At 67.9% G+C, this 23983-nt stretch carries 21 protein-coding genes; 12 read left to right on the forward strand and 9 right to left on the reverse strand.

Annotation, left to right across the window (positions count from 1 at the left end; all coding sequences use genetic code 11):
* Together ACVT6V_RS04345 and ACVT6V_RS04350 are read left to right on the forward strand one after the other, a co-directional pair.
* On the forward strand, nt 1–1194 hold the full coding sequence (locus ACVT6V_RS04345) for a cation:proton antiporter (protein WP_489898587.1): 1194 nt from the start codon (nt 1–3) through the stop codon (nt 1192–1194).
* Nucleotides 1195–1408: 214 nt separating this feature from the next.
* Entirely contained in the window at nt 1409–2617 is a 1209-nt protein-coding gene (locus ACVT6V_RS04350; protein WP_489898588.1) for a TetR/AcrR family transcriptional regulator, read from the forward strand.
* A 26-nt stretch (nt 2618–2643) separates the two neighbouring features.
* Here the strand turns inward: ACVT6V_RS04350 and ACVT6V_RS04355 are convergent, their stop codons facing one another.
* Nucleotides 2644–3078, reverse strand: coding sequence for an SRPBCC family protein (locus ACVT6V_RS04355; RefSeq protein WP_489898589.1), 435 nt, complete (start codon nt 3076–3078; stop codon nt 2644–2646).
* A 176-nt stretch (nt 3079–3254) separates the two neighbouring features.
* Here ACVT6V_RS04355 and ACVT6V_RS04360 point away from each other — a divergent pair, with 176 nt between their 5' ends.
* The gene (locus ACVT6V_RS04360; protein ID WP_489900702.1) at nt 3255–4097 is read left to right on the forward strand and encodes a cutinase family protein; all 843 of its coding nucleotides are present in this window, start codon (nt 3255–3257) and stop codon (nt 4095–4097) included.
* A gap of 386 nt (nt 4098–4483) precedes the next feature.
* Here ACVT6V_RS04360 and ACVT6V_RS04365 read toward each other — a convergent pair whose 3' ends face one another.
* Nucleotides 4484–4696: an RNA-binding S4 domain-containing protein gene (locus ACVT6V_RS04365; RefSeq protein WP_489898590.1), complete on the reverse strand. Its 213-nt coding sequence runs from the start codon at nt 4694–4696 to the stop codon at nt 4484–4486.
* 59 nt (nt 4697–4755) lie between these two features.
* Here ACVT6V_RS04365 and lysX point away from each other — a divergent pair, with 59 nt between their 5' ends.
* Nucleotides 4756–8154 (forward strand): bifunctional lysylphosphatidylglycerol synthetase/lysine--tRNA ligase LysX, encoded by a 3399-nt coding sequence (gene lysX / locus ACVT6V_RS04370; protein WP_489898591.1) that lies wholly within the window; start codon nt 4756–4758, stop codon nt 8152–8154.
* Nucleotides 8155–8168: 14 nt separating this feature from the next.
* Here lysX and ACVT6V_RS04375 read toward each other — a convergent pair whose 3' ends face one another.
* Nucleotides 8169–9125, reverse strand: a complete 957-nt coding sequence (locus ACVT6V_RS04375; protein ID WP_489898592.1) for an MBL fold metallo-hydrolase — start codon at nt 9123–9125, stop codon at nt 8169–8171.
* 141 nt (nt 9126–9266) lie between these two features.
* Here ACVT6V_RS04375 and rraA point away from each other — a divergent pair, with 141 nt between their 5' ends.
* The 4 genes from rraA to ACVT6V_RS04395 all read left to right on the forward strand — a co-directional run bounded on the left by rraA (nt 9267) and on the right by ACVT6V_RS04395 (nt 14844).
* The gene (rraA, locus tag ACVT6V_RS04380; protein ID WP_489898593.1) at nt 9267–9833 is read left to right on the forward strand and encodes a ribonuclease E activity regulator RraA; all 567 of its coding nucleotides are present in this window, start codon (nt 9267–9269) and stop codon (nt 9831–9833) included.
* Nucleotides 9834–9843: 10 nt separating this feature from the next.
* Entirely contained in the window at nt 9844–11397 is a 1554-nt protein-coding gene (locus ACVT6V_RS04385; RefSeq protein WP_489898594.1) for a succinic semialdehyde dehydrogenase, read from the forward strand.
* A gap of 285 nt (nt 11398–11682) precedes the next feature.
* A complete protein-coding gene (locus ACVT6V_RS04390; protein ID WP_489898595.1) occupies nt 11683–12483 on the forward strand; it encodes a cyclase family protein in 801 nt (266 codons plus the stop codon).
* A gap of 213 nt (nt 12484–12696) precedes the next feature.
* Nucleotides 12697–14844, forward strand: a complete 2148-nt coding sequence (locus ACVT6V_RS04395; RefSeq protein ID WP_489898596.1) for an ArnT family glycosyltransferase — start codon at nt 12697–12699, stop codon at nt 14842–14844.
* Between the two features lie 58 nt (nt 14845–14902).
* On the opposite strand, the gene ACVT6V_RS04400 is transcribed toward ACVT6V_RS04395, so the two are convergent.
* Together ACVT6V_RS04400 and ACVT6V_RS04405 are read right to left on the reverse strand one after the other, a co-directional pair.
* A complete protein-coding gene (locus ACVT6V_RS04400) occupies nt 14903–15532 on the reverse strand; it encodes a histone H1-like repetitive region-containing protein (protein WP_489898597.1) in 630 nt (209 codons plus the stop codon).
* Nucleotides 15533–15624: 92 nt separating this feature from the next.
* Nucleotides 15625–16317 carry a DUF6474 family protein gene (locus ACVT6V_RS04405; protein WP_489898598.1) on the reverse strand — a complete coding sequence of 231 codons (693 nt, stop codon included), beginning with the start codon at nt 16315–16317 and terminating at the stop codon, nt 15625–15627.
* Nucleotides 16318–16500: 183 nt separating this feature from the next.
* On the opposite strand from ACVT6V_RS04405, the gene ACVT6V_RS04410 reads away from it, so the two are divergent.
* Nucleotides 16501–18153, forward strand: coding sequence for a TM0106 family RecB-like putative nuclease (locus ACVT6V_RS04410; RefSeq protein WP_489898599.1), 1653 nt, complete (start codon nt 16501–16503; stop codon nt 18151–18153).
* Between the two features lie 5 nt (nt 18154–18158).
* Here the strand turns inward: ACVT6V_RS04410 and ACVT6V_RS04415 are convergent, their stop codons facing one another.
* Nucleotides 18159–19055, reverse strand: coding sequence for a hypothetical protein (locus ACVT6V_RS04415; RefSeq protein ID WP_489898600.1), 897 nt, complete (start codon nt 19053–19055; stop codon nt 18159–18161).
* 276 nt (nt 19056–19331) lie between these two features.
* On the opposite strand from ACVT6V_RS04415, the gene ACVT6V_RS04420 reads away from it, so the two are divergent.
* Genes ACVT6V_RS04420 through ACVT6V_RS04430 form a run of 3 tightly spaced genes read left to right on the forward strand, consistent with a single transcriptional unit; the run spans nt 19332 to nt 21681 of the window.
* Nucleotides 19332–19904: an XRE family transcriptional regulator gene (locus tag ACVT6V_RS04420; protein ID WP_489898601.1), complete on the forward strand. Its 573-nt coding sequence runs from the start codon at nt 19332–19334 to the stop codon at nt 19902–19904.
* A 27-nt stretch (nt 19905–19931) separates the two neighbouring features.
* Complete coding sequence (locus ACVT6V_RS04425) at nt 19932–20441, forward strand: hypothetical protein (protein ID WP_489898602.1); 510 nt, start codon at nt 19932–19934, stop codon at nt 20439–20441.
* 1 nt (nt 20442) lies between these two features.
* The gene (locus ACVT6V_RS04430) at nt 20443–21681 is read left to right on the forward strand and encodes an MAB_1171c family putative transporter (RefSeq protein ID WP_489898603.1); all 1239 of its coding nucleotides are present in this window, start codon (nt 20443–20445) and stop codon (nt 21679–21681) included.
* A gap of 4 nt (nt 21682–21685) precedes the next feature.
* On the opposite strand, the gene ACVT6V_RS04435 is transcribed toward ACVT6V_RS04430, so the two are convergent.
* The 3 genes from ACVT6V_RS04435 to ACVT6V_RS04445 form a co-directional block, all read right to left on the reverse strand.
* Nucleotides 21686–22447: an SDR family NAD(P)-dependent oxidoreductase gene (locus tag ACVT6V_RS04435; RefSeq protein WP_489898604.1), complete on the reverse strand. Its 762-nt coding sequence runs from the start codon at nt 22445–22447 to the stop codon at nt 21686–21688.
* Between the two features lie 110 nt (nt 22448–22557).
* Nucleotides 22558–23277: a TMEM165/GDT1 family protein gene (locus ACVT6V_RS04440; RefSeq protein ID WP_489898605.1), complete on the reverse strand. Its 720-nt coding sequence runs from the start codon at nt 23275–23277 to the stop codon at nt 22558–22560.
* 114 nt (nt 23278–23391) lie between these two features.
* Nucleotides 23392–23916: a peptidase gene (locus ACVT6V_RS04445; protein WP_489898606.1), complete on the reverse strand. Its 525-nt coding sequence runs from the start codon at nt 23914–23916 to the stop codon at nt 23392–23394.
* Nucleotides 23917–23983 lie beyond the last annotated feature (67 nt).

The raw sequence follows: 23983 nt of genomic DNA on the forward strand, positions 1-23983 counted from the left end.
ATGACGGCATTCGCCACGACGTTCGGTGTGGCGTTGCTGGCTGCGGTCCTGCTGTCGAACCTGTCGGCCCGCAGCCCGCTGTCGACATCGGGCATCTTTCTGGCGGCCGGACTGGTGGCCGGACCGCTGGTACTCGACGCCGAACACCTCGGGACCGACGCGGTGCGCGACATCGCGTCGGCCACCCTGTTCGCCGTGCTGTTCGCCGACGGCCAGCGGGCGCCGCTGTCGAAACTGCGCACGCAGTGGGCCGATCCCACTCGCGCCCTGCTCATCGGCATGCCGCTGACCTTTCTCGTCGTCAGCGCACTGGCGTACTGGCTGGTGGGGCTGGACTGGACCACCTCGATGCTGCTCGGTGCGATTCTGGCGCCGACGGACCCGGTGTTCGCAGCGGCACTGGTGGGCCGCGACGACGTGCCCGGGCGGCTGCGCAGCCTGCTGAACATCGAGAGCGGCTTGAACGACGGGCTCGCACTGCCTGTGGTGCTGGTGCTGATCGGGACGCTCGGCGGTGAGCTCACCGGCGAGGAGACCTCGGTGGGTGCGGTTGTTCTCGAGATCCTGCTGGGCGTGGCGCTGGGTGTTCTCGCGCCGCTCATCGGGGCGGCGCTGGTGCGTCTGCCGGTGTTCGGGGTGACGCCGCGTGCCGCGTCCGTGGGGCCGTTGGCCATCGCGGTCTTGCTGTATGTCGCCTCGATGCAGTTCGGGGCGAATCCCTACATCGCGGCCTTCACCGCCGGGATCACGCTGGCCACGGTCAGCCCGGCGGCGTCGGAGTCGTTCGCTCCGGTCGGCGAACTGGTGAGCGAGCTGGCGAAGAACGCGGCGCTGTTGGCCTTCGGTGCGTTGATCACGGCGGAGTTGCTGCGATCCGTCGGTGCCTCCGGGTGGGTGTTCGCTGCCCTCGTGCTGCTGGTGGGACGTCCCGTCCCGGTCATGCTGGCGCTCATCGGCACCCGTCTGCCCCGCAACGAACGACTGGCCGCGGCGTGGTTCGGGCCCAAGGGTTTCGCCAGCGTGGTCTACGGACTGCTGGTGTTGTCGTCGGGAATCGACTCGGCAACCGACGTTTTCGCGCTGGTGACCGCTACGGTCATCCTCTCGATCGCGGCGCACAGCGCCACCGACACCCCTGTCGCCAAGTTGTTGCACGAGGAACCTGTGGCGCCCCCGCATGCCGGGGCCCGGTAGCAAAGTCGCGCCGATACACCACCGGTGGGCAACGCGGAATCAATAGTCTGGAATAGTTATCGACCTGCAACGAGGCCGCCGGCAAGATGCCGATTTGGTCGCGGGCGACACAGGATCCCTCTCGGTCGTACCCGAAATGCCAAAACTAGGGCACAGTGGTGAGGATGACCCCAGTTCTGGGGGCATGTAGGGCGTTCGACCGACAGGAAATCAATTGACCACAGCGCCCGCGGACCGTACGGACCGGCGTACCCGTCCGAAGGACCGTAAACAGCGTATTCTCGCCGCCGCGGCGGAGTTGTTCGAGACGTCCGGGTACCACGCCGTGGGGATGAGTGACATCGCGGCGCGAGTGGGCATCGTGCCGAGCGCGCTGTACCGCCACTACCGCAACAAGCACGAGTTGCTGGTCGCCGCATTCGACGAATCCGTGGGCCGGTACGAGGACGCCATCGCCGACATCGACGACCCGTTCGAGATGACCCGCAGCCTCGTGTATGTCGCGACCGACTCACAGGCCCTCGATCTGCTCTGGAGTAGGGACAAGGGCCATCTGTGTCCCACCGAACGAGACGCACTCCGTATCCGCATCAAACGAATCGCCGAACGGTTGACCCAAGTCACCGCACGCGACGCCGAACTCGACTCGGTGACGCCCTATGTCACGGCGTGGGCGGTGCTCTCGGTGGTGAACTGGCCCGGCCACCGGGAGCTGCCGGTGCCGCCCGGGGACAGTCCGCGAATGCTGCTGTCGGCTGCCAATGCCGTTGTGCGAGCCGGCCAACGCCGCGGTCCAGTGCATCAGTCGCCGGCGTTCTTCGACAGCCGTCCGACACCCGTGGACGGAGTCGGACATCTGTTGCCGCTGGCCAGGCGCGAGGCGCTGCTGAACACGGCGATCACGATGTTTGCCGTGCACGGGTACGCCAATGTGAGCCTCGACGACATCGGTGAGGCGGTCGGGATCGCCGGACCGAGTGTCTACAACCATTTCGACAGCAAACGCAAGATCCTGGTCTGCGGACTCCATCGCGCCTTCGATGCGATGTGGTTGGAGTTGGGCCATGTCCTTGTCCAGACCGCCGATCCTCTCGAGGCTCTCGACGAACTGCTGGCCGGCTATGCCCGTTTCGCACAAGCACACTGGGATCTCATCGCGGTGTGCTTGTCGCACACCATCATGCTCGACGGCGAAGAACTGGCGGCGCTGACCCGAACCTATCTGGACTACATCGGCGAATGGCGCAGGCTCCTCCAGATGTGCCGCCCGGAATTGAACGGGGACGAGGCGCAGACACTCGTCGACCTCGCGCTCGGAGTGGTCAACGGACTCGTCCGCGTCGACGTCCTGCGCGGCCCGACTCTGCCTGCCGATGCCCATTACCTGGCCAAGGCGGTGCTCGAGTCGCCGGTCATCGACTGACGGACGCCTCGTGTGCGACCTGTCGGTCAGACGCGCGTCAACGCCCGTCGCATCTGCTGCTCGACCGAGTCGGCAAGGCGGGTGAATGCGAGTTGTGCCAGCGGGTCGCCCAACCGGGCCAGACCATTGAACTGCACATGTGCGTGATAGGTGATGATCGTCGCCGCATCACCGGCGGTGCCGAACATCAGGTCCTCGGTCGACGTGGCCGTTTTGTTCCGGCCGGTGAACACCAGGCGGTCGGGTTCGTCGCGCATCAGCTCGTAGGTGAGAGACGTGGTGACGCCGTACAGCTTCGACGTGTTCAGCCACTGGGTGCCGAGGCCGATCGGGTCGGTACCGATCTGCTCGCACTGTTGGGTTCCGGGGTCCCAGTCGGCGGCATTGGCGAAATCGCGGAGGTACGCGACGACGTCCTCGCGCGTGCGTTCGACGGTGAACGTCCGGGTCACGTCGACCACAATGGCTCCTTTGCATCAAGACGACCAGCAGCTTTCTCTGATCATTCGGCACCGCGCCGACAGCGGATGGGTCACGCCCTAAACTCTGGAGACGACGCGTGCCGGCGCGACTGGGAGGGGCGACTATGCGTCTGCTGCGAATACTCGTGACAGCGGCGATGGCCGTGGTGGTGGCGATGGGAACCGCAGTGCTCGTGGCGCCGACGGTGAGCGCTGCACCCGGTGGATGTCCGAGACTCTATGTTCTGGCGATCCCCGGCACCTGGGCGAACGGCGCGAGTCCGGGCATCATGGGCGACGTCACGTCCGGCCTCGGACCCGAGACGCGTGTGCAATTCGTCGGATATGACGCGACGGCGTTTCCGTGGGAGAAGGCCGTCTACGGCAAGTCGAAGGCGCAGGCCGTGGCCAATGCGACCGGATTGGCGGTCACCATGTTGCGGCGGTGTCCGCGCACGCGAATCGCACTCACCGGCTACAGCCAGGGCGCCGACGCCGCGGGTGACCTGGCGTCCGAGATCGGCACCGGTCGTGCGGCGATCCGACCGGGGCAGGTCGCCGGGGTCGTGCTCATCGCCGATCCGCGGCGCTCCACACGTGACAACCTGATCGGTCCGCCACTGACCGGGCAGGGCAGCGGCGGCCCCAGGTTGAACGGCATGGGATGGCTCGCACCGCGGGCGTTCACGATCTGTGAACCCTCCGACCTCTACTGCAACGTCCCTCGCGACTACTACATCACCCGCATCGCCGGCTATCTCGCCGAGACGAGTGATCCCACGCCCAGCCAGATCGCGCAATACCAGCGCGAGGCCGGGGTCATCGTCGCCGAGCTCATGACGCTCGGTGGGCCCGGCAAGATCGTCGAAGAACTCGGCAACGCCCGCGCACGCGAGCAGATCCGGTCGTTCAACCAGTTCCTGCAGTCGGGGGCACACGGAAACTACGCGGCGTTCGGAGTGCGACCGGGCGTGACCGCGGTCGGGTGGGCGCACAACTACCTGGCACGGCTCGCGTAGCACACCGCGAGATCATCCGGGGCGCCGGAGGATCCGTGTTCCGCTCAGCGGGCGTCGCTACCAGCGAGGTAACGCTGTGCGTGCGATCATCGATGTACATGAATGACTGACATCACTGGTCGTAGAGCTTGGGTGCGGACCTCCGAGCCACTACAGTAAGCCGAAGATCGAGTCCGATGTAACAAACAGGGAAGTGATTGGTCATGAGGTTGTCCAATGCGTCCTCAAGTCCCCGCCGAAGCTCGAAGCTGAGCTCGATCGCCGTAGGCCGACTCGGTCGCGGACGTTCGGCACGAATGTTCCCCGCCGAAGCGGAACGCCTCATCACCCCGGCCGAACTCCGCCGGCTTCAGGCCTGATCATCCGAATGCTGGACGCGTAGCGCCTCACCCGCGGGTGACGCGCACCTGCAGGCCGCCGACCTCCACCACATCCCCGGGCGTCAACTGCCGACCCCGACGGGTCTCCACCTCGCCGTTCACCGACACCAATCCGTCGGCGATCACACCCTTGGCCTCCGCGCCCGACTCGATCAGATTGGCCAATTTGAGGAACTGGCCCAACCGGATCGAGTCGTCACGAATCGGAACGTCATCCATCCCCGACATCTTGCCCAACCTCGGCCGGTTGAGCGAGCCGGGACCTTAACGTTTAGGCCATGACGTTGGATATCCCGCCCGGGCCGGACGTCGTCGAGCACGCACTCGACGACTCGCCTCCTGAACGCTCCGCGGCGGAACGCCGTTCACGCGACCTCATCGAACAGATCCGGTCGCCCCGCGGCTTCGGCCGCGCGGCTCCCCGCGTCGCCGGAACCGTCGTGGGGGTGATGGCGACCGTCGCGCTGCTGACGAGCCTGTTCCCCATCATCCGGCGTCTCATCCACGTCCCGCGTGACTACGTCGACACGTTCATCGTCACGCTGCCCGACACCAGCTTCGCGTGGGCCTTCGTGCTGGCGCTGGTGGCCTTCTCGTTGTCGATGCGCAAGCGGATGGCGTGGTGGATCTGCGTCGTCTACCTCGCGCTGTTCATGATCGGCAACGCCATCTATCTGGTGCCCGCGCTCGCCGACGAGCTCGACGTCACCGGCAACGACCGCATCAACCTGTGGATCGGCCTGGCCATCGACCTCGCCGCATTCGTGTATCTGCTACTCGCCCGCCGCCAGTTCTACACCCGGGTCCGACGCGGCGCGGTGCTGCGGGCGCTCGGCGTGCTCATCGTCGGCCTCGTCATCGGCTCGCTGCTGGGGTGGGGTCTGGTGTGGCTGTTCCCGCACACCCTGACTCGCGCCGACCGGCTGCCCTACGCGGTGAACCGGGTCGTCGCATTCGGTGCGGTGGATCAGGAACCGGCGTTTCAGGGCAGACACGCGCTCCCGTTGGTCAACGGGCTGCTCGGACTCTTCGGAGCGCTCGCGCTGATCGCGGCGGCGATGGTGCTGTTCCGGTCGGTGCGCCTGAAATCACTCATCACCGCCGATGACGAGCGACTCATCCGCGCGCTGATCACCCGATTCAACGACGACGACTCGTTGGCCTACTTCTCCACCCGGCGAGACAAGGCGGTGGTCTTCTCGCCGGATGGTCGCGCCGCGATCACATATCGCGTCGAGCTGGGGGTGGGGCTGGCCGGTGGTGATCCGATCGGAGACCCCGAGTCGTGGGGGGACGCGGTCGCCGAGTTCCTCGCGCTCTGCGAACGCTACGGCTGGCATCCGGCCGCCATGGGCTCGAGCAGCCGCGGCGCGGAGGCCTTCGACGCGGCCGGGTTCGGTTCACTCAACATCGGCGACGAGGCGATCATCTACACCCGCGGCTACAGCATCAACGGTCCCGCGATGAAGGGTGTGCGCCAGGCGGTGTCCCGCACCAAGCGAGCCGGCATCACGATGCGGGTCCGCCGGCACAGCGAACTGTCGGAGGCGGAGATGGCCGAGGTGGTCGCCCGAGCAGACGCCTGGCGCGACACCGACGAGGAGCGCGGGTTCGCGATGGCGCTCGGCCGGCTGGGCGATCCGTCCGACGGTGACTGCCTCCTCGTCGAGGCGGTCGACGGAGAGGGGACCCCGGCGGAAAAGGTCGTCGGGATGCTGTCGTTCGTGCCGTGGGGCCGCAGCGGCGTGTCACTCGACGTGATGCGGCGGGACCGGGGTTCGGTCAACGGGATCGTCGAGACCATGGTGACCGAGCTGGCCAAGAACTCGGAGCAGTACGGCATCACCGAGATCTCGCTCAACTTCGCCACGTTCCGGGCCTTCTTCGAGCACGGCGCCGAGATCGGGGCGGGGCCGGCGATGCGTGCGACGTATTCGGTCCTGATGTTCGGATCGCGGTTCTTCCAGATGGAGTCGCTCTACAAGTCCAACGCCAAGTATCGGCCGGAGTGGCAGCCGCGCTACCTCTGTTACGAGGACAGCCGGATGATGCCGCGGGTGGGTCTCGCCGCGATCGTCACCGAGGGATTCGTCCGGCTCCCGCGATTCGGGCGTGCCCGCCACTACACCGAGGGGACGTCGGCGATCCCGGCGGGCATCGACGTGGACGCCCTCGTCGCCCAGCTGGCGGCCGAGGCCGATCAGACCACCGTCGACGTGCATCGTCCCGAACAGGTACGGGTGCGCCTGGCCAAGATGGAACGGCTGATCGACGAGGGTTTCGACCCGTATCCGCCCGCGGACGCGCCGACGCACTCGATCGCTGCGGCGGTCGCCGCGCCGGAGGGCACCGTGGTCACCATCGCGGGGCGCGTCACGCGGTTGCGTGACTTCGGCAAGGTGGTGTTCGCCGACGTACACGACTGGACGGGGCAGGTGCAGGTCCTGGTCGAGAATGCCCGATTGATCCCCGGTACACCGGATTTCGGAGCCGACGTCGATCTCGGCGACCTGATCGAGGCGCGGGGTGTGGTGGGGGCTAGCCGCTCCGGTGAACTGTCGATCCTCATCGACGCGTGGCGTTTCAACGGCAAGTGTCTGCGGCCGCTGCCGGACAAGTGGAGTGGTCTCACCGACCCCGAGGCGCGGGTGCGGCAGCGCTACGTCGACCTCGCGATCAACCCACGCACCCGCGAACTACTCGCGACCCGAAGCGCGGTGGTGAAGTCGATGCGCGACTTCCTCTCCGCGCGAGGGTATCTCGAAGTCGAGACGCCGATTCTGCAACAGATCCACGGCGGTGCGAACGCGACGCCGTTCCAGACCCACATCAACGCCTACGATCTGGACCTCTACCTTCGGATCGCGCCGGAACTCTATCTGAAACGTCTCTGCGTCGGCGGTGTGGAGAAGGTCTTCGAGATCGGCCGCAACTTCCGCAACGAGGGTGTCGACTTCAGCCACAACCCGGAGTTCACCAGCCTGGAGGCATATGAGGCGCACAGTGACTACCTGAAGATGCTCGACCTGACGCGGGAGATGATCCAGCACGCCGCCACCGTGGCCTACGGTGCACCGGTCATCGTGCGCACCGACGCCGACGGAAACGAAGAACGCATCGACATCTCCGGAGAGTGGCCGGTGCGCACCGTGCACGACGTGGTGTCCGAGGGCGCCGGCGAAGAGGTGACGCCGGAGACGTCGGCGGAGGTGTTGCGCGCGATCTGCGATCGCCTCGACATCGCCCATCGACCGGACTGGGACGCCGGACAGATCGTGCTCGAACTCTACGAACACCTCGGTGAGGACCGGACCACCTTCCCGACCTTTTACACCAACTTCCCGACATCGACGTCGCCACTCACACGGGCGCACCGATCCATTCCAGGTGTCGCCGAGCGGTGGGATCTGGTGGCGTGGGGAGTGGAGCTGGGTACTGCCTACACCGAGCTGACCGATCCGGTGGAGCAGCGCAAGCGGTTGACCGACCAGTCGATCCTGGCGGCCGGTGGTGATCCGGAGGCGATGGAGCTCGACGAGGACTTCCTGCAGGCGCTCGAGTACGCGATGCCGCCGACCGGCGGCCTCGGCGTCGGCGTGGACCGGGTCGTCATGCTGATCACCGGACAGTCGATCCGCGAATCGCTGGCGTTCCCGCTGGCGAAGCCCCAGGAGTGATGCCGGCGAACCGATCAGCGTTCGACCTGCGCCGGACCGCACAGATGGGCCGAGGCGTCGGAGTCATGGGTGGGGACGACGCGGGCGAGATGTCGGGCGAGGTGCAGGCGATGAAGCGTCGCGAAGGCAGCGTCGCGATCCTCGTCGAGGAACTCGCCGGGAAGCGCCGGCTTCTGTCGCACGCGGTCGACCTGTTCGGTGTGCCAGGCGGCATCGCCGGCCAGCAGAACCCATCCGTGCTCGGTGCGGGCGAGGACCCCGACGCTGCCGCGGGTGTGTCCGGCCAGGTCGACGACGAGCACCGAGCCGTCGTCGAACAGGTCGTGGCTCGAGGTGAAGGTCGCCACCGGGGGACCGTCGAGGTCGTAGGTGATCAGCGGGCGCCCGTCGGTCAGAGCGGGCCGAACGCCACCCGCCGGAGGCCGGTCTCCGGCGAGGATCCAGTCACGTTCGACGGCGTGCAGATGGACCGCGAGGTCCGGCAGGTCGAGCAGTCCGCACACGTGATCCCAATGTGCGTGGGTGGGTAGCGCGAAGTCGGGTGGTCGCAGCGGTGGGTGCGTCGCGAGTCCGTCGGCCGTGGGGACCGTTCCCGACGGCGGAGTCACCAGCAACCTGGTCAGCAGGGGGAGCTCGGCGAGCGCCCGTCGGCCGGCGTCGCGGCAGTAGCCCGGGTCCACGAGGAACGTGGCCTCGGGATGCTCCACGACGTAGGTGGTCATCGCCGAAGGCAGCCGCCGCAGCGGCGTGGCGCCCTCCACGATGCCCGTCGCAGGGATGTGGCGCGCCACCTGCGGAAGGGCACGGACGGTGACCGTGGGGGCGCCCGTGGGCAGCCCGGCATCGGTGATCGACTCGATCAGGCGCCGATCGGGTTGCCGGGGCCGCAGTGCACCGCGGATGGAATGGGCTGCGGCGTAGACGATCTGTCGGGCGCTCGGTGTGGGTTCACGATTATCCGGCGGGGCCATCGGGTGCACTCCTCGGGGCGCGTGCTGCCGTGTGGAGACTGACGGCCTCGACGCTACCCGCCCGTGCGCGCAGGTCACCGGGGAAGGGGTAAGTGTGGTTGGTCGTCACACGTAATTGCGCGCCTGCCTAAACTGGGCACCATGACCGAGTTGACCTTCACGCCGACCGCCGACCTCGTGGACGAGATCGGCGACCTCGTGCGCAGCTGCGATACCCAGTTCACCCAGTACGGCGCCCGCCACGAGTTCGTCGGCCGGGTGACCACGGTGAAGTGTTTCCAGGACAACGCCCTGCTCAAGTCGATCCTCTCCGAGCCCAACCCCGGCGGCGTGCTGGTGGTCGACGGCGCGGAGTCGGTACACACCGCACTGGTGGGGGACATCATCGCCGAGCTCGGCCGCTCGAACGGGTGGGCCGGGATCATCGTGAACGGCGCGATCCGTGACGCCAAGGCGATCGGCGAGATGGAGATCGGGGTGAAGGCGCTGGGCACCAACCCGCGCAAGTCCAGCAAGACCGGCGTCGGCGACCGCGACATCCCGCTGACCATCGGCGGAGAGACCTTCCACCCCGGCGACATCGTCTACTCCGACGATGACGGGATCGTGCTCGTCACCGACGAGACCGCTGCCGGTGAGAACGCTGCCGACGAGACCGCTGCCGACACACCTGTCGTCGAGACCCAACCCGCCCCGAGCGAGAGCTGAGGAAGAACCCATGCCGAAGCCCACCGGAGACTACTTCCGTCGCCTCGCAGCCATCGTCGCCATCGACGATGCTGACGCCCGCCCCACCCGCCCGGTGCTGGAGGCGTTCAGCGGAGCGGAAATGGCCACCATCCCGATCGGTACCGCCGAGGATCTCGAGGCCGCGGTCGCGCGGGCCCGGGCCGCCCAGGAGGGCTGGGCGAAGCAGACCCCCGAGCAACGGGCGGAAGTGCTCGGCCGGTTCTCCGAACTGGTGCACCGCAACGCCGCCGCGCTGATGGACATCGCGCAGGCAGAGACGGGCAAGGCGCGCATCTACGCGCAGGAGGAGGTGCTCGACGTCGCGCTCACGGCGCGGCACTACGCCACCACCGGCCCCAGGACACTGGCCGAGCGCAAGGTCAAGGGCATGTTGCCCGGTGCGACGAGTGTGCGGGTGCGGTATCAGCCCAAGGGTGTCGTCGGCGTGATCAGCCCATGGAACTACCCGCTGACGCTGGCGGTCTCCGATGCGGTGGCAGCGCTGCTGGCCGGCAACGGTGTGGTGATCAAGCCCGACAGCCAGACCCCCTACTGCGCACTGGCATTGGCCGAACTCCTCTACGAGGCGGGTCTGCCGCGCGAGCTGTTCGCGGTGGTTCCTGGGCCGGGAAGTGTTGTCGGACAAGCGATCGTCGCGAACACAGACTACGTGATGTTCACCGGGTCGTCGGAGACCGGCGCGGCATTGGCCGAGCAGGCGGGACGCCGGCTGATCGGCTTCTCGGCCGAACTCGGCGGCAAGAACCCGATGATCGTGACCGCGCGGGCCGACATCGACCGGGCGGTCGAAGGTGCTGCGCGGGCATGCTTCTCCAACTCCGGTCAGCTGTGCATCTCGATCGAGCGTCTCTATGTGGACAAGGAGATCGCCGACGAGTTCACCGCGAAGTTCGCCGCCCACGTCTCCGCGATGACGCTCGACGCCACCTATGACTTCTCCGCCGACATGGGATCGCTGGCGTCCGCGGCTCAGGTGGACACGGCCGAAGCACACGTGCAGGACGCGGTGGGCAAGGGCGCGAAGGTGCTCGCCGGGGGACGTCGGCGCGCCGACCTCGGTCCGTTCTTCTTCGAGCCGACGGTGCTGGCCGACGTCTCCGACGACATGACCTGTTACGCCGACGAGACCTTCGGGCCCGTCGTGTCGATCTATCCGGTCGACTCCACCGACGAGGCGATCAAGCTGGCCAACGCCACCCGTTACGGACTCAACGCGTGCGTCTTCGCCGGCAGCAGTGCCGAGGCGAACGAGATCGCCGACCAACTCCGGGCCGGCACGGTCAACATCAACGAGGGCTACGCCGCCGCATGGGGTTCCACGGCGGCCCCGATGGGCGGCATGGGTATCTCCGGTGTCGGTCGCCGCCACGGCGAGGAGGGTCTGCTCAAGTACACCGAGCCGCAAACCGTCGCCGAGCAACGCTTCATCGGCATCGACCGGGCCCCCGGTGTCCCGCAGGGCATCTATCGCGCGGTGACCCCGTACGCGGTCCGCGCACTGAAGTACCTGCCCGGTCGCTGAGGCTAGCCCGCCCGGAAAACCGCCCTCAGCAGGCACCCGCCCCCGAAAACCACCCTCAGCAGGGCCGAGGTCGGCGATTTGCCGACCTCGGCCCGCTCACGGGTGGTTTTCGGCCGCGGGTGCGAGCGTTGGGGGGTTACGGTGGCTGCGTGACCGCCTAGGGCCCTATGGGCGGTTCCGCGGACTCGCCATCGATCGAGACGGCTCGCTGTTGGTGACCACCGACAACGGTGGCTCCGACCGGATCCTGCGGATGCGATTCGCAGGCTGAACAGAGGCGGAAACATGTGTGACGACGAGGTGGTTCGGCAGGCCCACGAGGAGGCTCGACGCTTTTCGCGACGTGACGCATTGCGGATGACAGGTGGTGTCGCCGGTGGCGTGGCCGGGATGGCCGCAATCGGATCGTCGTCCGGTCGCGCGAACGCGGCTCCGTCGGTACAGGTTGTCGATCTGACTCACGTCCTGTCGAACGACTTCCCGCTCTGGCCGGGGAGCGCGCCGGTGGTGTCGCTGCCCACGTCGAGTGTCGGTCCCGGCAATTCGGGATTCGCGACGCGGTGGATGTCGTTCTCCGAACACTCTGGAACGCACGTGGACGCGCCCGCACACAAGATCGGTGACGGGATCACCGTCGACCGTATTGCTGCTCGAGATCTGCTCGCACCTCTCGCCGTGATCAGCATCGCCGCACGTGCGCGGAGAAATCGGCGGACCACGCTGACCGAGAAGGACATCGAGGCCTACGAGTCGAAGCACGGCCGGATTCCGGCGGGCGCTCTGGTCGCCTTGTACAGCGGATGGCAACCACGGACCGGCGGCGTCGATGCGCCGGGATTCGATGCCGACGCGGTGACGATGCTCGTTCGCGAGCGCGGGGTGGTGGCGATCGGGACCGACACCTTGAGCATCGACCTCGAGGACTCGGTTGGTGCTCATACCGCGATCTTGGGCGCCGGTCGTTATGCCGTCGAGGCGATGGCGAACCTGTCATCGGTGCCCGCCGTCGGGGCGACCGTGGTGGTCGGGGCGCCCCGCTTCGCCGGCGGAACCGGTGGCCCGGCCCGGGTGTTGGCTGTGCACTGATCATTTCTCCCCGCAAAGTTCGCCGAAAACCACCCGTGAGCGAGCCGAGGTCGGCGATACGCCGACCTCGGCCCTGCTGAGGGCGGTTTCAGGGGCGGACGGACGGGCAGGGGCGGACCGGCAGCGCTCACAGACTTCTCCCAGGCACCGCCCAGCCTGGCGGGAGGCCCGGGGCCCACTGTGGGATCAAGACATCCGATACAGGAGGACCCCATGACCACAGTGCTGGAACGTCCGGGCGCATCGACGCCCGGCGAACCGCCGCCCCCGGCCGGGACTGCAGGCCGACGTGTCGCGGACAGGCCGCGACCCAAGCGCGCCGTGGGCTGGAGCCCGTTCGCGCTTACCGGCCTGCTGGTGGCGACGGCCGTGCTCTACCTCTGGAACCTGGCGGCCAGCGGGTATGCCAACACGTTCTACGCGGCCGCCGCCCAGGCCGGATCGCAGAGCTGGACGGCGTGGTTCTTCGGCTCGCTCGACTCGTCGAACTTCATCACCGTGGACAAGCCGCCGGCCTCACTGTGGGTCACCGGCCTATCGGTGCGGCTGTTCGGGATGAACAGCTGGGCGGTACTCGTGCCGCAGGCACTGATGGGCGTCGCCGCGGTGGCGCTGGTCTACTGCGCGATGCGACGCACCTTCGCCGATCCGCGGCACGGCACCGCCGCGGGCCTGATCGCCGGTGCCGTGCTCGCCTTCACCCCGGCGGCCGCACTGATGTTCCGGTTCAACAACCCGGATGCCCTGCTGGTGCTGTTGATGGTGGCCGCGGGCTATGCGTTGACCCGGGCGATCGGGACCAACTCGGGCCGCTGGCTGGCCCTGGTGGGCGTGGCGTTGGGCTTCGCGTTCCTCACCAAGATGCTGCAGGGGCTGCTCGTGCTGCCGGCCTTCGGCCTGGCCTACCTGCTGTTCGCGAACAACGGCTGGCTCAAGCGGATCGGTCATCTGATCGCTGCGACCGTCGCCCTCATCGCGTCCGCGGGCTGGTTCGTGCTGGCCACGATCCTGGTACCCGCGTCGGCGCGTCCGTACATCGGTGGGTCGACCGACAACACCTTCATGGACCTGGTCTGGGGCTACAACGGCGTGGGACGCATCAGCGGTGGAGCTGCCGGGGGCGGTCCCGGCGGTGGCGGGCAGGCCGGTGGATCGTTCGGTGGCTCGACCGGACTCGACCGGCTGTTCAGCTCCGAGATGGGCAACGAGATCTCCTGGTTGCTGCCGGTGGCGCTGCTCGCGCTCGCCTTCGCCGTCTACCTGGGATTGCGCAGCTTCCCGATCTTCCGGTTCACCAACGGACTCACCCGCGTGGAGGGCGGCGCGGTCGTCGCCTGGGGCGGCTGGCTCGTCGTCACCGGACTGATCTTCAGCTTCATGAGCGGCACCATCCACCCGTACTACACCGTGGCCCTGGCACCGGCGATCGGTGTGCTGATCGGGATGGGCGGCGTGTTCGCGTGGCGCCGTCGGGACAACTGGGATGGCCGGATCGCCCTCGCCGGAATGATCGGGCTCGCCGGTTGGTGGTCGATCGTCTTGTTGAACCGCAACGACTTCGGACCCGAGTGGTGCCGCTGGCTCATCGGCGCCGCCACCGCGATCAGCGTGATCGTGATGCTGGTCGGGAGCGTGATGGCATGGCGCAAGGCCGTGGCCGGAGCGATCATCGTCGGTGCGCTGGCCGGAGCCGGTGGCAGTGTCGGGTTCGCCATCGCCACCGCCGCGACCCCGCACAGTGCATCGATCCCGACCGCGGTGCAGACCTCGACGGAGAGCGGCGGTATGGGTGGTCCGGGCGGCGGAATGCCCGGCGGCACAAATGGACCGGGTGGAAACGGCACCACGTCGTCGACGACCGGGCACTCAGGCTCGTCAACAGATCAGGCACCGACAGGTCAGGCCCCGACGGGTCAGGCCCCGACGGGTCAGGCCCCGACGGGTCAGGCCCCGACGGGTCAGGCCCCGACGGGTCAGGCGCAAACCGGCACGACGCAGGACGGCCGGCGTGGCGGTGGTATGGGTGGCGGCGGTATGGGTGGCGACATCTCGTCGAACACCGAACTGGTGAACCTGCTGAAGTCGACCAACACCACCTGGGCGGCGGCGACCAATGGCTCGCAGTCCGCGGCCGGCATCGAGATCGCCACCGGCACAGCGGTGATGGCCATCGGCGGATGGAGCGGAGACCCCGCACCGACGCTGCAGCAGTTCATCCAGTACGTGCAGGACGGCAAGATCGCCTACTACGTCGGTGGCGGCCAGGGCGGCCCCGGCGGCAACTCCGAGATCGCCACCTGGGTTGCGCAGAACTACACCGCGACGACGGTCGGCGGGACCACGGTCTACCAGCTGATCTGATCCCAACAGACGTAACCGCCCGTGACGCATGTGCGTCACGGGCGGTTTCGGTGTGTGGTCAGCGTCGTCGGCGCAGGACCGCGACGACGATCAGCAGCAGACCGCCGAGCACACCGGCGGCGAGGATCGGCAGGGTCCGGTTCTCGCGCGGCAACTCCGACGGAGCGCCGGCGCGTAACTGGGCGAAGGTGGCCTGCCGCGCATCCGATTCGGCGACCACGTCCACCACGGCAGGCGACGGTCGCGAGGGCGGCGACGCCGGTGCCGTGGATGCGGGCCCGGACGGCCCGGTCGAGGCGGACTTCTTCGCCGGCGCCTTGTTGGCTGCCGCCTTGTTCGCGGTGGCCTTGCTCGCGCCGGCCTTGTTCGCGGTGGCCTTTGCGGCCGGTGCCTTCTTTGACGGGGCCTTTTTGGCCGGCGTCTTCTTGGCTGCGGCCTTCTTCGCGGGCGCCTTGTTTGTCGCGGCCTTCTTCGCAGCGGCCTTCTTGGCGGGCGTCTTCTTGACCGGCGCGGGTGTGGGCGCGCCGACGTCGCTCGCGTCTCCGGCCGGCCCGTTCTGCTCGGCGGCCCCCGAGGTCGCGGGCGGCGCAGTCGCGGACGTCCCCGTCACCTCGCTCGACGTCTCTCCGGCCGATTCACCGTCGGAATCATTCTCGTTCGGGGTGTTGTTCGGGCCGGGGTTGGTCATCCGTGTCACGCTCCCTTGCGCGTTTGATCGTTGCGGCGGGTCAGGGCCTCATCCTATGTCGAGGATCGAGGGCCTCACCTGCCGACCGCGGATCAGGCGTGAACGCCCAGTCGCGCCAGGATGTCGGCGTCGATGGCCTCGAGCTCCGACTCGATCGACTGGTGCGCGGTGCGGCGCTGAGACGACGGCATCGCCTCGGCGGCGTCGACCGCGATCGCCAGGTTGTCGAGGCGGGTGCCCATCGCCGAGACGAACGCCGCCCCCTCGTCGGAGGAGTCCTTGGTGGCGACCTTCTCGAGCGCCGACCGGGTTGTGCTGATGCGTGCCGACAACGTGGCGCCGTGCCCGGAGAACTGCCGGAGCACCTCCGGTGACACGCCGGCCCGGCTCGCCTGCAGCGCGGTCAGTTGGCCCCGCGCGGCCACCGCGGCACGGTAGGCGATCGGCACGACGATCGGTGACACCAGACGGGCGACGGTGAGATAGCGCTTGACGCTCACCGGACTGAACCGTTGGGCGTCGGCTGCCGCCTTGGCCTTGGCGGCGGTGGCCTTGGCATCCGCCTTGGACGCCTTGACCTGCGCCTTTCCGGCCGCCTTCGTGTTCTTTCGCTCCTGCTTGAGCTCCTTGGTCCGGAACTTCCGCTCGGCGCGACGACGGGCCTTCTCCGACTTCCGTGCGCCCTTGGCCTCGAGCTTTGCCTCCAGCTTCGCCTTGGTCTTGAGCGCCTTGGCCTCGGCCTTGCGCTGGGCACGGGTCTTGCCGTCCGACGAGAAGAATCCCATCTGAGGACCTACCTCCTGTGTGGTTTCGGGGCTCTGTGGACCCGACGGTCGGGGAAACACCGAGCGGGCGTCGAGTGCATCGCTACAAGCATTACATAGGCTCGTACGGGGCGGACCCGCGCGAACACGTCGGTGCACGCGGAGCGCAGACGCGCGGCGAGTGGGTCGGGAAAGGACGGGCGAGTGGCCACGGTGGTGCTGCATGCGCGCGATCTCGCCGGATGTGAACATCGGCTGTCGCTGGACCAGTCACATCCCGACATGGTCCGGGCCCGGCCCGACACGCCGGAGGCGCAACGCCGCAAGGACGCGGCCGCCGACCATCGTGCCGGCGTCCGCGAGATGGTGCGCGGCCTGCACAGTGATCAGCCACCCGGCACCGTCGTGATCATCGATCCCGAGTCCACGCACTCCGAGCGGGTGGAGGCGACGCTGGCCGCGTGCGCCGACAAGGCGGCCTGGATCTGGAACGCCACCCTGCCCACCGACCGGGACGTCGGGCGTCGGGGCCACGCCGAACTGCTGATCCTCGACGGTGCGGGATACGTGCCCGTGATCGTCGTGAACCATCGCGTGAGCTACGAGGCCAAGGCGGGCAACGGCAACGGCAACGGGACCGTCACCAGCCCGGTGTGGACGTGGGCACCCGCGTTCGACCCGACCCGCAACGGTCGCAACAATCGTCGCGACCAGCTACGACTCGCGCAGCTGACCGCCATGATGGTCGAGCTCGGACTCGCGACGTCGACACAACCGCAGGAGCTGCGGGCGGGGGTGATCGGCCTCGACGCCGACTGCATCGTCGTCCATGAGATGGCGCCCCTGCTCGCCGACTACGCCGAGACCTTCCGGCGACGCATGGCGATCGCCGAACAGCGCATCGCCACCACACCCCTGCGGATCGGGGAGTGCCGAAGTTGCCCGTGGTGGGCGCGATGTGGACCCGAACTCGAGCAACGCCGAGATGTGAGTCTGGTGGTCGGCGGCAACCAGAGCCGCATCCTGGCCGACGCCGGCATCACCACGATCGATCAGCTGGCCCACTACGACGGACGCCCCCCGGCCGAATGGCCGGGCAACGCACGGTTCGATGACGCCGTGCTCAACGCGATCGCTTGGCTGACCGGCATTCCGCTGATCCGTCGGCTCGACGAACCTGATGTTGCGCGCGCCGACGTCGAGGTCGACGTCGACATGGAGAGCTACGGCGAGCTGGGTGCATATATGTGGGGCACCTTGCTGACCGACAACACCGATCCGTCGCGCCCCGTTCGCTATCGGGCGTTCGTGACCTGGCAGCCCCTGCCGACGGCCGATGAGGGCCGATCGTTCGCCGAGTTCTGGACCTGGTTGTCCGCGGAACGCGAGGCCGCCCGAGCGGCAGGGAAAACCTTTGCCGCATACTGCTATTCGCAACAGGCCGAGAACCGGTGGCTGCTCTCGTCGGCCACCCGGTTCGCCGGCGCACCCGGAGTTCCCAGTCGCGACGACGTCGAGGCGTTCATCGCGTCGGACGATTGGGTGGACATCTACGAGGCGGTGGGCCGCAACTTCGTGTGCCCCAACGGCAAAGGCCTCAAGCGTGTGGCACCGGTCGCCGGATTCGGCTGGCGCGACGCCGAGGCCAGTGGCGAGGCGTCGATGGACTGGTACCGCGAAGCGGTCGGACTCGGTGGTACACCGGTCGATCCGTCACAGCGTGAGCGTCTGCTCGAATACAACGAGGACGACGTCCGGGCGACGAAGGCGCTCCGCGAGTGGATCGATCTGCGCGCGCGAGACGAGGTCCCGCACGAGGATCAGGTGCTCGAGTTCCGGAGGCACGGCACCGCGTGACCCGGTCACGGCCGGGAGGACCGGAGAGCCTCCAGGAACGACCCGCTGCCCAGGAGTGCCACCGCGCCGAGGAGGAGCAGCGCGCCCGGCGCCAGCCCGACGATGATGCGACGTGCCGTGGTCGCCGGATCGGCGTGCACGGTCGGCACCGGCGCAGGAGCCGGTGCCGCGCGAGTCGCGCCCGCGGAGTCGGGAGCGGGCGGCGCGAGTGGTGGATCGACCGCTGCGGTTCCCGGTGACGTCTCGCCCGCGGTCGGTACGGTCGGCACGGCACCCGTGTCTGAGCCGCCCGTGTCGGATCCGCCCGGGCCCGATCCGCCCGCACCTGATCCGGCGGCCGTCGGATGAGTGGTCGAAGGGCGGGGGATCGTCGACGTCGCGGTGATCGTCGATGTCGGCTCCCCTCCGCCGGTCCCTGGCATCACCCCGCGAGTCGGTGGATTCGGGGTGAACAGCGGTGGTCGGGGCGGGATCACGACGTCGCGTCCCGTGTCGGCGTCGTCGGTGGTCGGGGACTGGCCGGTGGTCTCCGGAGTTGTGGGCCCGGCGGAACCGGTCGGCTCGGTGGTGCCGCTTGGTTCCGTCGGGTCGGCGGTGCCGGTCGGTTCCGACGGCGGGTCGTCCTTCCCGGGATGATCCGCATGCCCGCCGTGGCCACCGCTGCCATGGCCGCCGCTGCCGTGCCCGCCAGAACCCTGCCCGCCAGAACCGTGCCCGCCAAAACCGTGCCCGCCGCCCGCACCGTCCTCACCTGAACGGGACGAATCCGACCCGGTTGCCGGAGACGAGAAGGCAACGCCCACGCCAAGACTCAGCAGTGCGACCACCATCACAGCGACGACGGCACCCCACGCCCCCGCACGGCGGCGGCGTGCTGTGGTCTGCGTTACGCGATGTGTCATTCCGCCCCCTGCTCTGGTTACATACACGAGAACGCGCGGTGCCGGACACCCCCTGGAGTTCACCTACCGGCAACGTCCGATTTGCCCCACCAAACGATCTTTACGATCGAGTGTGAACAATGCCACACTAGGTAATCGTTACATCGTTGGCACAGGTGATACGCATGCACGATGTGGTCGGGTACGTTCTGAGCGTAGGCGAGCGTTGCATTGACGATGCACGCCGGTCTTTAATGTTTGCAAGTTCAAGGAGCTTTGAATTTGCCGGGGAGAACAATGACATCACGAGGTGCGGAAATGCCTGTTCATGGCGAACGTCGAACCGAGGGTGGGGCGGTCGGCGACGAGCAGATCGGAACGGTTGATCCGGGTCTGTTTGCCCGCCGCCTCGAGGAACTGTTCCGTACCGTTCCCGGACCGAACGGCCGGGCGTACAGCGCCAAGGCGATCGCGGCGCGATCGACCGAGCGTGGTTTCCGCCTCGGCGAGTCCTATCTGAGCCAATTGCGGTCGGGCAAGGCGAAGTCGCCCTCCTTCCGCACGGTTGAGGGAATCGCCGCTGCATTCGGGGTCGATGTCCACTACTTCCTGGAGGATCGCGCGGCCCAGCGGACCCGCGACGAGATCGACCTGATGCGTCTACAGGCGGACACCAATGTGCAGCTCGCCGCATTCCGCCTGGCGGGGCTGTCGAGCGACTCGGTGACCATCGTCAACGAGTTGATCAAGGTGCTGCGTGAGCAGCAGGGCCTGCCGAAGGATCCGCCCGACATCATCGCCGCCGGGATCGCCGACGCGTCCGAGGACGCACGCCTCCGTGTCGTCGGCGGGCAGTCGAGAAACAGCTGAGGCCGTAGCGGCCGAACTCCGGGTGGCATGCGAAGTCGACGCGCACTCCGGGCGCTGTGTCGTGACACGCTGAGGGGTCTCGACCTCGATCTACCACTGGACGTGACGCAGCTCTGCGATCGCCACGGCGCACGCCGCGGACGTCCCATCCGGTTGATCGCCCATCCGCTTCCCGCCGGGATGCCGAACGGTGTCTGGCTGGCCGCCGAGGACGCGGACTACTTCTTCTATCAGGCGAACACCTCGCGCCTGCATCAGGATCAGATCGTGATCCACGAGTTCGCCCATCTCATCGCCGGGCATCAGATGCTGGGTGCGGTGTCCGCGTCGGCTCTCACAGCTCCGTCCGACAGCGACTCCGACGACGCCCTGCGCCGCACCTGCTATGCCGACGACCGGGAGTGGGAGGCCGAGATGCTCGCGACGCTGATTCTCGGTTGGGCCGCCGACGCCGCCGACACCGTGGGCACCACGACCGACAACGCCGATCTCCGCGGCATCCAGCGGCTGCTGGGTGGCCACAAGGGGTGGTTGTAGCGTGATCGTCGTCGGTGTACTCAACACGATCGCCGCGGTGATCTTCGCCGCCGCACTGTGTTGGCGACTGGAACAGATCCGCCGGGATGGCGGCGGCCTGCAAGCGGTGGCGATGACGGTGGCGATCGCCGCATTGACCCTCGCCTTCGTGGTGTCCGGCGACGACGTCACCGCAGCCGTCGACGACGTCGTCTTCACCGGCGCCGCGCGCGTGCTCTTCCGCGGTCTGCTCGCCGTCGGGGTTGCAGCGCTGATCGTCGTGTTCTTCTTCCCGGCGCCGGGAGCGAAGCGAGCGGGCCGAATGTTCGCGGCGCCGGGAGCGATGCGAGCGGGCCGAATGTTCGCGGCGCCGGGAGCGATGCGAGCGGGCCGAATGTTCGCGGCGCCGGGAGCGAAGCGAGTGGGTTGGACGCGGACCGGCCGTTCCAGCCGGGAGCGCCGCGCGGGGATCGAAGCGGTGCCGCTCGTGGTCGCCCTCGTCGGTCTGCAGATCACGATGCTGGTGATGCCGGTGGGCCTGCGCACCGAGGAACTCTCGGCGTGGACGGCCCGCAACGTCGCCTACGCGCTGTTCGTGCTGATCGCCAGCGGATATCTGACCTACGGGTTCATCGCGTGCGTGCGGAGCATCAGACGTTTCCTGGACCTGGCGACGGGTTATCTGCAGACGTCGCTGGCGGTGCTGTTGGGCGGACTGGTGTTCCTCACCCTGGGGGTCGCGCTGCAGATCGTGTTCATCGTCGGCGCCGCCACCAGGTGGTATGTGGCCGGGTGGCTGCTGAGTGTCAGTCAGGTGTGTTCGGTGGTCGGGGTGGTCGCGTTCCTCATCGGGATCAGCTACCCGATGCTGCACGCCCGGTGGCGGACCATCACGTCGAAACGGCGACATCTTCGCGATGCGCAGGCCCTGCTCCCGCTGTGGGAGCTGGTCACCGACGCCGTACCCGAGGTGGTGTTGCCGCTCGGTGCGTCGCCGCCGCCGTCGATGGTGTTCCATCGGCGGGTCGTGGAGATCCGGGATGCGCTGACTCAGCTCAGTCCGTACCTCACCGAGGATTTCGAGATCGTCGACGACGCCGCCCGAGCAGACATGCTCTGGGCGGCGGTCGAGGAGTATCGGATCGTGGGGCGGGCCCGTGGGCCGGTGCGTGACGTGGTGCCGGGCGGCGCGGACCTCGAGGCCGATGCGGCGCCGCTGAAGCGGTTGTCGAGCGCGGTCGCCGCGCAGCCGGTCGCGTGACCGGTCAGCGCGGGGCCATGCGGATCGCGCCGTCCATGCGGATCGTCTCGCCGTTCAGATAGTTGTGCGCGACGATCATCTCGGCGAGCTGCGCGTATTCGTCGGGCTCACCGAGGCGCTGCGGGAACGGGATCGCCTCGGCGAGTGTCTGCTGGAACTCCGGGGTGACGCCGGCGAGCATGGGTGTCTTGATGGTTCCCGGCGCGATGGTGCACACGCGGACGCCGGCGCGGGCCAGGTCGCGGGCGGCCGAGATGGTCATCGCGTGCACACCGCCCTTGGATGCGGCGTAGGCGATCTGGCCGATCTGTCCTTCGAACGCGGCGACCGAGGCGGTGTTGATGATGACGCCGCGCTGGCCGTCGTTGTCGACGACCGACTCCTTCGACATCTGCTCGGCGGCCAGTCGCATCACGTTGAAGGTCCCGACCAGGTTGATGTTGATGATCTTCTGGAAGAGGCTCAGGTCGTGCGGTCCGCCTTTCCCGAGGATGCGCGCGGCCCATCCGACACCGGCACAGTTGACCGCGACGCGCAGCGGTGAGCCGGAATCGGAGATGGTGTCGATCGCGGCTTTCACGTCGATCTCGCTGGTGACGTCGGCGGCCAGGAGCGTCACCCCGCCCACCGGTTCGGCCTTGTCGATCCCGGGCTGTAGGTCGAGTCCGTACACCTGGGCCCCGGCGGCGGCGAAGTGAGCGGCGGTGGCGGCGCCGAGCCCCGACGCTGCGCCGGTGACCAGTACGGATGAGCCGGTAACGTCCATGAGGAGTCCTTTCGGGCGGCACCGGCCGGGGTGGCGTGGCGGGTGCGGGGTGTCGTGTCACCGATCACCCTAGACACGTCGACGTCACGGTCGGGTTGCAGCCCCCGAAATCACCGAGCGATCGTTCGGGAGTCCTCGTCGGCCGCAGGAGAACGATCGTCGGCGGCCGCATTCCGGCGCAGATGCCGGATGTAGACCGCACCGATGCCGATCAGCACGACCACCGCGCTCAGGGTGGCGATCACGGTGACGGTCGCGGCGTCGGAGAGTCCCTCCCACAGCAGCCAGGCGGCGAAGGCGAAGAACAGGACGGCGGCGCCGCGGGCGATGATCCGCTCCGGCAGATGCTTGCCGAGCAGGGCGCCGATCGCGATGGCCAGGGCGTCCGCGGCGACCATCCCGATGGTCGAACCGATCCACACGCCGAGCCAGTCGTTGTTGGTCGAAAGGGTGATGGTCGCGAGCATCGTCTTGTCGCCGAGTTCGGCGAGGAAGAACGACGACATGACCGCGAAGAACACCGACTTGCCGACCCGGTCGGCCTTGCTCGATTCGTCGTCGTCGAGGTGATCGCCACGCAGCGTCCACAGACCGAAGACCAGCATCGCCAGCCCGGCCAGGATCGACATGAGGTCCGACGGGATGGACATGCCGAGGAAGTGGCCGAAGAACACCGACACCGCATGCACCGCGGTGGTGGCGACGGTGATGGCCGTCAGCACCACCCACCACCGGTAGCGCAGGGCGTAGGTCATCGCCATCAGCTGTGACTTGTCGCCGAGTTCGGCGACGAAGATCACGCCGAAGCTCAGCAACAGGGCAGCAATCATGTGGACCAGGTTAGGGTGCCCACACTCGGCTCTGCAACAGATTGCATGGCCGTATTTCCGCAGGTGGGAGGCTCAAATTTGAAAGTTTGGCGACCCTAACTCTCTCTGCGCAGGTCAGGCGGCCAGAAGCATCGCGAGGACGGCCGTGTCGGGGTCGGCGTTGGGATCGATACCGACTTGGTTGCGCAGGTTCACCACCGTGCCGTCGGCCTCGGCCTCGGCCCACCCGGCACGGTGTTCCAGACCGAGCTCGGGGAGGCCGGGCAGCAGCACACAGCCGGACGCGACCTGTGAGCACTCGGGCAGCGACGGCCGGGTCTGTGACGGGGGATGCAGCATGACCAGCGCCGGCGGGTTGGTCAGGAAGCGTCCGGCCTCGACGAAGCTGTCGTCGACGACGTTGCCGACCGCGACCATCATCCCGACAGCGTCGGCCTCGGCATCGTCGGGACGCTCCTCGACGACGCCGAAGATCGTGGTCGTCGGGAGAAATCCGGGGCGGCACGCGATCCGCACCGACGCGACCAGCGTCTGCGTCCACTCCAACGTGGACTCGGGCCAGCGTCCCGAGATCAGGATGCCGTTGAGTTCCCCCTCGAAGTGGAACGGCGTCAAACCGATCGGAATGGAAGTCGTCATCTCTGATCTCCCTCTGCCACAAGGCCCGAACCCAGGATCGAACTCCGAGACGAGGACCCACAGATCG

It is taken from the genome of Gordonia sp. LMA167 (assembly GCF_058130025.1).